Raw genomic sequence first — 9,421 nt, forward strand, 5'->3', positions numbered from 1 at the left:
ACCAACGTGCGATCATTTGGTTTGATTGAAGCCCCCTAAATCCCCCAATTCTGGGGGACTTTGATAGTTTTGTTCCCCCCAGAATTGGGGGGCTAGGGGGGCAAAACCATACGCATAATCAGCAACGCCAGTATTAGAAGCTTTAGGAGGTTGACTACGACGGATGTCGCGCCAAATCTGAGTAGCTGCTAATGCTCCATCGGCAGCAGCAATGACAACCTGATTCAGTCCTACCTTTAAATCACCAATGGCAAAGATCCGAGGATGGGAAGTGCGGGCCATTTTATCTGTAACCAGATTCCCTCCCTTCTTCTCCAAATCAAATGTGTCTAGATATTCGGCATGGTATTTGGAACCCATGGAAATCAAGCCAGCTTCCAACTCAATTACTCCACCATCCGTTAATTCTACTCCAGTCATCTGATGGTCTTCCCCTAAAAATTGCTCAACTGGGGTTTCTATGATTTCATAACCCTGTTGTTGTATTTTTTGTCGCAATTCATCATTTACCTCGAACAATCCTTGGGTAAATAAAGTAATTTCAGAAGTAAACCAACCCAGAGGAAAAACTACTTCCGCATTACCTGCCGTGCTAGCAAATACCCCCACCTTTTTATCAGCCATTCCATATCCATCACAAATCAGACAGACATGGAGGTTATAACCTGCGTAGTCATAGACATTTCGCATATTTTCCAAGGCTGGTAGATAGTCAATAATGCCACTAGCAGCAATCAGGTATTTAGCTCGAAAGGTATAGTTTTCACTATTGTTTCGACCGACTTTTACTCGTACAGCAAACGTCTCACCCTCATCAATTACTTCTTCGACAAAAGCATCTAGTATATCACCACCGATAGACAAATAATGCTCTTTACCTTGTCTAAGAACAGAACGACCAGGGGTATCGGGAGGTAAACCCAGGTAATTGTGGAGTTCCTGCATCCAAAAAGAGCGGGCTTTGCCTTTATCGATAATCAACGTATTGAGTAAGTAACGCTGGAGATAGATTCCCGCAGAAAGACCTCCTGCGCCACCTCCCACAATAATGGTGTCGTAAATTTTGTCAGTGGATTCTTGAAGATTTTGTTTTTTGAGTTTCATGATATTACCTCTGTAGTGGGTTGGAATAAAATCTATCGTAAGCATTCAGCGATCAGCGGTCAGTGGTCAGCGGTCAGTGCTCAGCAGTCAGCTGATATAACAGAGATTAAGCCAATGCTTACCTATTTGATTCAAAAGCTGAAAGGTAAGCATTCAGGCGTCAGCCTTCAGCCTTTAGCTGAAAGCTGAAAGCTGATAACTGATAGCTAATAGCTGATAACTGATAGCTGAAAGCTGATAACTGATAGCTAATAGCTGAAAGCTGAAAGCTGATAGCTGAAAGCTGATAGCTGAATACTTAAACTATTCAAATGAAATTTGAAATTAATTAAGATGTCCTGTTTTAACGTAAATTAAACAGCCTTCTTGACTAAAGGGAGTATGAGTACTGCCATCAGGATTGCGTATCCAAGTTCCTTTAGGATAAGTTCCATGTTCATCTTCAAACACCCCTTCAATCACATAAATTTCTTCTCCACCAAAATGACTATGGTGTTTAAAAATAGTTCCAGGTTCCCATTTAACTAGAGCAACATTTTCTGTACTATGAGTATGTAAGGGCATTACCTGTAATCCTTTAACTAAACCTGGAACCCAAGAATTATTAGTTGTATCGATTACTACTCGCTCTTGATCGTCAGGAGACATTTGCCATAGTTTCACCAGAATCGTACAACCTGATTCACTTTTAGGAGTATGGCTTGAACCTACGGGATTGCGGACATAAGTACCAGAGGGATAATCTCCTTTTTCATCAGAAAATATGCCATCTAAAACTAGAAATTCTTCACCACCACCATGAGTATGAGCAGAAAAGAAACTACCAGTCTGATAGCGAACTAGAGAGGTTGCTCTAGCTACTTCCTCTCCATCCCTTTCCAACATCCGACGCTGTACACCAGCCATAGGAGAATCAACCCAAGGTAGCTCTTCGCTATAGACAACAACTCGCTGAGTTAAATCTGCATGAATCTGCATGGCAACCTCCTGACATTATGTTTATTGTTGGAATCTCTAATTATTGCTTGAGATTGCTAGTACCATCACCACCAGCATCAACCCCACCATCCACAGGAAGAATCACGCCGGTAACCCAATTGGCATTAGCCAGATACAGCACTGCATCAGCAATATCTTTCGGTGTGCCAACTCTGCCAAGAGGCTGCTGCTGATTCAAATCATCCACAGTTTCTTGGTTCACTTCCCCCAGCAATGGTGTAAGAACAATGCCAGGGGAAATCATCCACAGTTTCTTGGTTCACTTCCCCCAGCAATGGTGTAAGAACAATGCCAGGGGCTACAGCATTAATCCGAATCTTGTCTGCTGCTAGCTCCACAGATAAGTTTTTTACCATTGCTGTGATAGCAGCCTTCGCCATAATCGGTGCAGAAGACGGCAAAGCCTTAATCCCATTAAATGCAAGTATTGTACTGATGTTGACGACCGCGCCGCCATCCCCCTGCTTTCTCATCTGTTTGACGGTTTCCTGGGTTAGTGCAAAAGTACCCCTTACATATCCCAGGTACCGTGAGAGCTCGTCAATTGTGTAATCAGTGAAGTTCTTGACGGCAAAGATGCCTGCATTATTAATCAAAACATCAACTCTACCAAACTTGGCAACGGTCTCAGTAACCATTTTAGGAGCGAATGTAGGATCAGTAATGTCCCCTGCTATAATCTGGATGCGATCAGGCTGATTCAGCTTTTGGGCTGCACTTTCAAGCTTTGAGAGAGTTCTGCCATTGATCATTACATTTGCCCCAGTGTTCAGAAACCCTTCAGCAATTGCATAGCCTATGCCAGTTGCGCCACCTGTAATAATAACAGTTTGAGTGGCCATACTATTTACCTCCAATTTAGTTCAACGATTCTTATCGGTTTACACCTCATGACAGCTAAGTAGTGGGAAATAACTAAGACTAATTGTTAGCTCTGTCTAAAGTTTTGCCAATGTTGACAAAACTTTAGACAGAGCTAACAATTTTTGTCCGACTACTTATACTGTCATTATACCTAATTATGGTTGACTAATTTTCCTGACTACTTAGGGTAATTAGAACGAACAAAGTTGCGAATGTAATTAGCAATCAACTCTAGATCTTCCTCAAGGGCAAAATGACCGGTATCTAGGATATGGAATTCGAGGTTTTTGAGATCCCGCTTGTAGGGATGGGCTCCTTCTTCGGGAAAGATGTAGTCACCTTTGCCCCAAACAATTAGGGTTGGAGGTTGAAACTGACGGAAATATTCCTGCCATTGTGGGTAGAGACTCGGGTTAGTACCATAGCTGTAAAACAGTTCCAATTGAATTTCTTTGTTGCCAGGACGGTCGAGCAAATATTGGTCGTGGAACCAATTGTCTGGAGCAATGGTTTCTGGATTGCGCACTCCATTAGTGTATTGCCACTTAGTCGATTCGAGGGTTAGAAAATCCGCTAGAACTTGAGCATTTTCAGGAGTTTTGTCCTGCCAGTAAGCCTTGAGTGGTTCCCAAAACTCTCGCAAACCTTCTTCATAGGCATTACCATTCTGCACAATCAGCCCTAGGGCGTGTTTTCAAAGTTTTCGGCAAGATTATGATCCCCCCCAGCCCCCCTTAAAAAAGGGGGGAGCCATACTCAAAGTCCCCCTTTTTTAAGGGGGACCAACGGGGGATCTCCGAGTTGGAAGACACGCCCTAGCACTTTGTTGGGATATTTGCTGGCTAGACGGTAACCTACTGGTGCGCCATAGTGCATCACATAGAGAAAGTATTGTTGTAAATCCAATTTAATCGTCAACTTTTCGACGATATCTGCCAATTTATCAAAGCTATATTCAAATTCATCAACCTTCGGCATGGAACTGGCACCAAAACCAGGATAATCTGGGGCAATCAGGTGGAATTCGTCTGCAAGGGCGGGAATTAGATTCCGGAACATGTGGGAAGAAGTAGGAAATCCATGTAACAAGAGGATGGTAGGGGCGTTTTTGGAGCCAGCTTCCCGATAGAAAATATTAACTCCATGGCCAAAAGGCCACGCTACGCGAACAATCTCAATAGTTTTGTGCATTGTGGTGTTTAGGTTAGTCATGATGATTACGTTCCTTGGTGATAATTGATTTAGTTTTTACAGTTCAAACTAGATGAGGAGAGCTTCAATTTTAGGGAGAAAGTTGAGCTAGTTGTTTCTCTAACTCTTGAATGCGAGCTTCTAGGGGAGCTTTCATTTGGGCAAATTCTTCTTCTGAATAACGAATCGGGATATGTTGGGGACAATTCCAGTCAAATGCCTCGACTTTAATTATGAATACTCGTCCCAATTCCGCCTGATAATTAGGATCGGCTAATTGATTGAGCAGTTGTGGGTCGTTATCAATAATTTGAGCCCTTCCCCAAATCTTTAATCGGCGACGGTGAGCGTAATCCATCAAAAATAGAAAAACGCGATCGCTTTCAGACAAGTTACCGACACTGATGTATTGCAGATTTCCTTGAAAATCTACAAAACCCAAGGTTTTATCATCCAGAACTTTGAGGAATCCTTTGGGCCCTCCACGAAACTGGATGTAAGGCCAACCGTTACTGTTGACCGTACCCATATAGAAACTATCCCGTGCAGCGATAAATTCTGTTTCTTTAGCAGTCAGAGTATCTGTGCTGATGCCTCGTTTGGCGAATTGGTCATAAATTTCCCGAGAGCCGTAGCGGGTTTGAGCGTTTTTGACTCCAGGGGTAAAAGCAATATTGGTAAATTGTCGTGCCATCAGAAATCCCCTTATTTATCTAGACCGTTATTTATGTAAGCTGTATTTATGTAGACCGGTCTGTCTCTTATTAGGTTAATAGACAGGTCTGTATAAAGTCAAGGATTTTCCGCTGATTTTTTTGTAAAGTTTTGTTAAGCAGTGCCCGATAGTCACAGGACACTGAGGAGGGGAAAGTGTTAGCCTAAACTAGACAGACTTGTCTATTCAAATCTGATTCAGTAACCATGACCAAATTGACTTCATCTCGTAAACCAGTTCGCGATCGCATTTTAGAGAAAGCCTCTGAGCTCTTTTACAAAGAGGGTATTCAGAATGTGGGGATTGATCGCATCATTTCCGAGTCTGGTGTGGCCAAGATGTCACTTTACAACCACTTCAAATCGAAGGATGCTCTGATTGAAGCATTCCTACGACAGCGGGGCGAGAGCTGGCGTGCCTGGTTTATAGAAACTGTTGCCCAACATAGTTCAGATCCCAAAGAGCGTCTATTAGCAATCTTTGATGTGCTTCAATTATGGTTTGAGGCTCCAGATTTTCGGGGCTGTGCTTTCATTAACGCTACTGTAGAGTTGGCCAAGCCCAATCACCCAGGTTATCAGGCGGCTTTGGAGCACCAACAAGCGGTTTATGCCTATATTCTGGATCTGGCTCAGGCTACAGGCATTACTGATCCTGAATTATTGGCTCGACAGTTTTTACTGCTTGTGCAAGGCTCAATTGTTGTAGCGATGATGGAGGGTAACTCCATAGCAGCAGCACAAGGGAAAACCGTTGCTTCAGCATTATTAGGGAGAAGGGAGTAGGGAAGTCAGAAGAGGGAATAGGGAAATGCGATCGCACTGGTTTGTGGACGGTTGAGGGTCAATCAAAAAACCGTTGCGTCAATGGTGTAGATTAAATCAAGATCAACTATGACCAAGTCAACTATCGAGTTGTCGCTTTTTTCCCCGCGCCAAGCACGGGGGTTTTCAGCTTTCAAGAACTCTTCATAAATATGAAAGAGAAGATGGAAATTAGGACAACACCAATAACGAGATTCTCGACAGGTAGGGTAGATTGAGGGTTTTCAAGAAAATTGACTGTCGGTCTGACCACATTTTCCAGATTTATGGGATTGTTAAACTGGACTTCTTGGAAATAAGAATAACTAGGCTCATAACTAGGCTCTTGGGGATTGATGAACACTAGAGAAACAGTTTGATCCATCGGACTCACTTCGGCTAATTCTTCAAAAACCAAGTTACGGGTGCCGTTAGCAGTCCTGGCGATGGCTGGACTGGTTGAGTTATAATAGATATCTGTGGTGAGAGACACTTGACTAATAAGTAGTACTATAACTAAGGTTACAGGTAAAGCACCGCCTAGGCTATAGGGGTTTCTAGTCCAATCATACCATTAATAGATAAGATTAATAGATACGATTTATACTGAACAACTAAGACAGGAATAAAACTAAGCTCAAAGGAAGTTCAGGGGCTAAGACTGTTGGCATTTTGCCCTTATCAGCACGAGACCGATATACACAGATACCGGATAGACTCAGAGAACGTCTATCGGTTAGTTTATCCGGTATCTGTATGTAAAAACCCATGGTGTGCTTTTCTGGTTGATCAAATGCATTCAGGGGGGACTATCCAAGCATGGTTTTAAGCCATAGCTGGATAAAGCATCACCCCTAGAGACACCACACCAGCAATGATCATGAGTCCAGCTGGCATAAACTTGCGAGTTTTAGCGAGCCGGATCGCAAAGACAATCACCAGTGCAGCTGCTACGGCTATCCCTAAGGTTTGTGCCCAGGGTTGTTCTTGAAGCTGCATTATTCCAGCAAATATTAGCAATAAACCGCTAATTACACCAGAAATGAGAGATATTTTGCTTTTGGCTTTAGCATAGCCCATGATTCCCCCAATCAGGGCTAAGATGCCGTATAAGAGTACTGCTGCAATACTTAGATTCATCATTAAATTTTTTGTCAAACTGAACTCAGTTATACCTCTAGCTCGATACTTCTTTGGTCAAGTCAGCAGAAAACTTAACATTAGGGAGTAGGGAGTAGGGAGTAGGGAGTAGGGAGATTGGATGCAGTCATTAATCGTAGGGTGGGCAGTGCCTAGCAACGGGATTGGCAAGCTTGGTCAATCTGTCTGATCCACTGCCCACCTTACATGAACCAAGCTGATTGAGACTGGTGCCAGATGTCAGGAGTAGGGAGATTGGATGCAGTCATTAATCGTAGGGTGGGCAGTGCCTAGCAACGGGATTGGCAAGCTTGGTCAATCTGTCTGATCCACTGCCCACCCTACATGAACTTGGTGAGGTACATTTTTAATTTTAGGCAAGAGGCAAGAGGCAAGAGGCAAGAGGCAAAAGGCAACATAAAAAAATATTGTGTACCTCATTAATATGAGAAATGCTCTAGTGATTGACTAGCAACTAATCAAAATAAGAAGTAACGCTGTGCCATGGGTAAAACCGTTGCGGGCTCGCATGTTAATAATTCCCCATCAGCTCTGACTTCATAAGTTTCTGGATTGACCTCAATCTGTGGCAAGGCGTCGTTGAGTTTCATGTCGGTCTTGCTCAAGTTGCGGGTGTTGGAAACGGCAACAGCGGATTTTTGTAAGCCAATTTGAGCTGGGATGTCTTGGTCTAAGGCAGCTTGGGACACAAAGGTAACGGATGTGGCTGCGATCGCACCACCAAAACTACCAAACATCGGACGCATATGAATCGGCTGGGGTGTGGGAATACTAGCATTGGCATCACCCATTTGGGACCATGCGATCGCACCACCTTTAATCACTATCTCTGGCTTGACTCCAAACATGGCTGGACGCCACAGACACAAATCCGCTAGCTTCCCTTCTGCGATGGAACCGACATAATTAGCAATTCCGTGAGCGATCGCAGGATTAATCGTATACTTGGCAACGTAACGCTTGGCTCGGAAATTGTCGTTTTCCCCAGTTTCCCCAGTAGTGGTGGATAACACTCCCCGTTGCACTTTCATTTTGTGGGCTGTCTGCCAGGTACGGATAATCACTTCACCCACCCGTCCCATGGCTTGAGAATCAGAGGCAATCATACTAAAAGCCCCTAAATCATGAAGGATATCCTCGGCAGCAATAGTTTCCCGACGAATCCGGGACTCAGCGAAGGCCACATCTTCAGGAATGCCCCGGTCTAGGTGATGGCACACCATGAGCATATCCAGATGTTCTTCTAGGGTATTAACGGTATAGGGACGGGTAGGATTGGTAGAAGAGGGCAATACATTAGCTTCACTACAAACTTTAATAATATCTGGAGCATGACCGCCCCCTGCTCCTTCGGTGTGGTAGGTGTGAATGACTCGGTTTTTAAAGGCAGCAATGGTATTTTCCACAAACCCGGCTTCATTAAGGGTATCGGTATGAATTGCCACCTGGACATCAAACTGATCCGCCACACTTAAACAGGTATCAATAGCGGCTGGAGTAGTGCCCCAGTCTTCGTGCAGCTTCAATCCCATCGCACCCGCTATCACTTGTTCCTGTAATCCTTCGGGTTTGGCACTATTGCCTTTCCCTAAAAACCCTAGATTCACAGGAAATGCATCCGCAGCTTGCAGCATCCGGTGAATATTCCAAGCACCAGGAGTACAGGTTGTGGCGTTAGTGCCAGTGGCTGGACCTGTACCACCGCCAATCATAGTAGTGATACCAGATGCGATCGCAGTTTCAATCTGTTGGGGACAAATAAAGTGAATGTGAGCATCAATCCCCCCAGCGGTGACAATCATGCCTTCCCCAGCAACTGCTTCGGTGCTAGGACCAATAATAATAGTGACATTGTCCTGGATGTAGGGATTTCCAGCTTTGCCAATGTTGACTATTTTGCCATCTTTAATACCAATATCGGCTTTAACAATACCCCACCAATCCAGGATTAGGGCGTTAGTGATCACCAAATCCACAGCACCCTCGGCGCGGGAGATGGGGGATTGTCCCATCCCATCTCTAATCACTTTACCACCACCGAATTTAACTTCATCACCATAGGTGGTGTAGTCCTGTTCCACTTCGATCACTAGTTCTGTATCAGCCAAGCGGATGCGATCGCCTACGGTAGGACCATAAGTTTCGGCGTAGGCACGACGATCCATACGATAACTCATCAACAACTCCTTGATTAAGGGTAATAGGTAATGGGTAATGGGTAATAGGTAATGGGTAATGGGTAATGGGTAATGGGTAATGGGTAATGGGGAATTTTATCCCCTCGGCCAAACTCTGGGATTACCTCTGGGTAGCGCTTGCTTTAGAAAAAAAATAGTAACTGTATATCAAGTTGACAATATCAAGTTGACCGATCAAGTTGACCATTAATTTTGCCATTGAAGCCGTACACCTGACGGCTACCGACAAGAGTGACTAATTCCACCTCTCGTTCGTCTCCCGGTTCAAAGCGGATAGCGGTGCCAGCTGGAATATTTAAGCGCATGCCTTTAGTAGCTTCCCGGTCAAATTGGAGAGCTTCGTTGACTTCAAAGAAGTGAAAGTGAGACCCTACTTGAATAGGGCA

Annotated in this window: 13 protein-coding genes and 2 pseudogenes; 2 read left to right on the forward strand and 13 right to left on the reverse strand. The window is 44.2% G+C overall.

Annotation, left to right across the window (positions count from 1 at the left end):
• Window positions 1-12 precede the first annotated feature (12 nt).
• A complete protein-coding gene (locus tag F6K20_RS00685; RefSeq protein WP_287293364.1) occupies window positions 13-1,104 on the reverse strand; it encodes an NAD(P)/FAD-dependent oxidoreductase in 1,092 nt (363 codons plus the stop codon).
• Between F6K20_RS00685 and F6K20_RS00690 the strand changes: the two genes are divergently transcribed.
• Window positions 1,087-1,293 carry a hypothetical protein gene (locus tag F6K20_RS00690; protein WP_008179396.1) on the forward strand — a complete coding sequence of 69 codons (207 nt, stop codon included), beginning with the start codon at window positions 1,087-1,089 and terminating at the stop codon, window positions 1,291-1,293. The two genes, F6K20_RS00685 and F6K20_RS00690, sit on opposite strands and share 18 nt — an antisense overlap.
• 135 nt (window positions 1,294-1,428) lie before the next feature.
• Here F6K20_RS00690 and F6K20_RS00695 read toward each other — a convergent pair whose 3' ends face one another.
• The 6 genes and pseudogenes from F6K20_RS00695 to F6K20_RS00720 form a co-directional block, all read right to left on the reverse strand.
• Window positions 1,429-2,082, reverse strand: a complete 654-nt coding sequence (locus tag F6K20_RS00695; RefSeq protein ID WP_287254488.1) for a cupin domain-containing protein — start codon at window positions 2,080-2,082, stop codon at window positions 1,429-1,431.
• 40 nt (window positions 2,083-2,122) lie between these two features.
• A complete protein-coding gene (locus F6K20_RS00700) occupies window positions 2,123-2,305 on the reverse strand; it encodes an SDR family oxidoreductase (RefSeq protein ID WP_287293365.1) in 183 nt (60 codons plus the stop codon).
• Complete coding sequence (locus tag F6K20_RS00705) at window positions 2,283-2,945, reverse strand: SDR family NAD(P)-dependent oxidoreductase (protein WP_287293367.1); 663 nt, start codon at window positions 2,943-2,945, stop codon at window positions 2,283-2,285. Before F6K20_RS00705 ends, F6K20_RS00700 begins: the two co-directional genes overlap by 23 nt.
• A 200-nt stretch (window positions 2,946-3,145) precedes the next feature.
• A pseudogene (locus tag F6K20_RS00710) lies at window positions 3,146-3,649 on the reverse strand (alpha/beta hydrolase); the annotation flags it as partial.
• A 137-nt stretch (window positions 3,650-3,786) separates the two neighbouring features.
• Window positions 3,787-4,158 (reverse strand): annotated as a pseudogene (locus F6K20_RS00715) (alpha/beta fold hydrolase); the annotation flags it as partial.
• Between the two features lie 91 nt (window positions 4,159-4,249).
• Window positions 4,250-4,852, reverse strand: coding sequence for a pyridoxamine 5'-phosphate oxidase family protein (locus tag F6K20_RS00720; RefSeq protein WP_287293372.1), 603 nt, complete (start codon window positions 4,850-4,852; stop codon window positions 4,250-4,252).
• A 227-nt stretch (window positions 4,853-5,079) separates the two neighbouring features.
• On the opposite strand from F6K20_RS00720, the gene F6K20_RS00725 reads away from it, so the two are divergent.
• Window positions 5,080-5,658, forward strand: coding sequence for a TetR/AcrR family transcriptional regulator (locus tag F6K20_RS00725; protein ID WP_287256309.1), 579 nt, complete (start codon window positions 5,080-5,082; stop codon window positions 5,656-5,658).
• A gap of 172 nt (window positions 5,659-5,830) precedes the next feature.
• On the opposite strand, the gene F6K20_RS00730 is transcribed toward F6K20_RS00725, so the two are convergent.
• The 6 genes from F6K20_RS00730 to ureB all read right to left on the reverse strand — a co-directional run.
• On the reverse strand, window positions 5,831-6,169 hold the full coding sequence (locus tag F6K20_RS00730) for a hypothetical protein (protein ID WP_287293374.1): 339 nt from the start codon (window positions 6,167-6,169) through the stop codon (window positions 5,831-5,833).
• Between the two features lie 121 nt (window positions 6,170-6,290).
• Window positions 6,291-6,446, reverse strand: coding sequence for a hypothetical protein (locus tag F6K20_RS00735; RefSeq protein WP_287256307.1), 156 nt, complete (start codon window positions 6,444-6,446; stop codon window positions 6,291-6,293).
• A gap of 55 nt (window positions 6,447-6,501) precedes the next feature.
• Complete coding sequence (locus F6K20_RS00740; protein ID WP_008179418.1) at window positions 6,502-6,816, reverse strand: TMEM14 family protein; 315 nt, start codon at window positions 6,814-6,816, stop codon at window positions 6,502-6,504.
• A gap of 315 nt (window positions 6,817-7,131) precedes the next feature.
• Window positions 7,132-7,257, reverse strand: coding sequence for a hypothetical protein (locus F6K20_RS00745; protein WP_267875558.1), 126 nt, complete (start codon window positions 7,255-7,257; stop codon window positions 7,132-7,134).
• Between the two features lie 38 nt (window positions 7,258-7,295).
• Entirely contained in the window at window positions 7,296-9,014 is a 1,719-nt protein-coding gene (gene ureC / locus F6K20_RS00750; protein ID WP_044492188.1) for an urease subunit alpha, read from the reverse strand.
• Window positions 9,015-9,196: 182 nt separating this feature from the next.
• A partial coding sequence (gene ureB / locus F6K20_RS00755; RefSeq protein WP_287293375.1) for an urease subunit beta occupies window positions 9,197-9,421 on the reverse strand: 225 nt, incomplete at its 5' end.

The sequence above is a fragment of the Moorena sp. SIO2C4 genome (assembly GCF_010672485.1).
In the GTDB taxonomy this organism is placed as follows: domain Bacteria; phylum Cyanobacteriota; class Cyanobacteriia; order Cyanobacteriales; family Coleofasciculaceae; genus Moorena; species Moorena producens.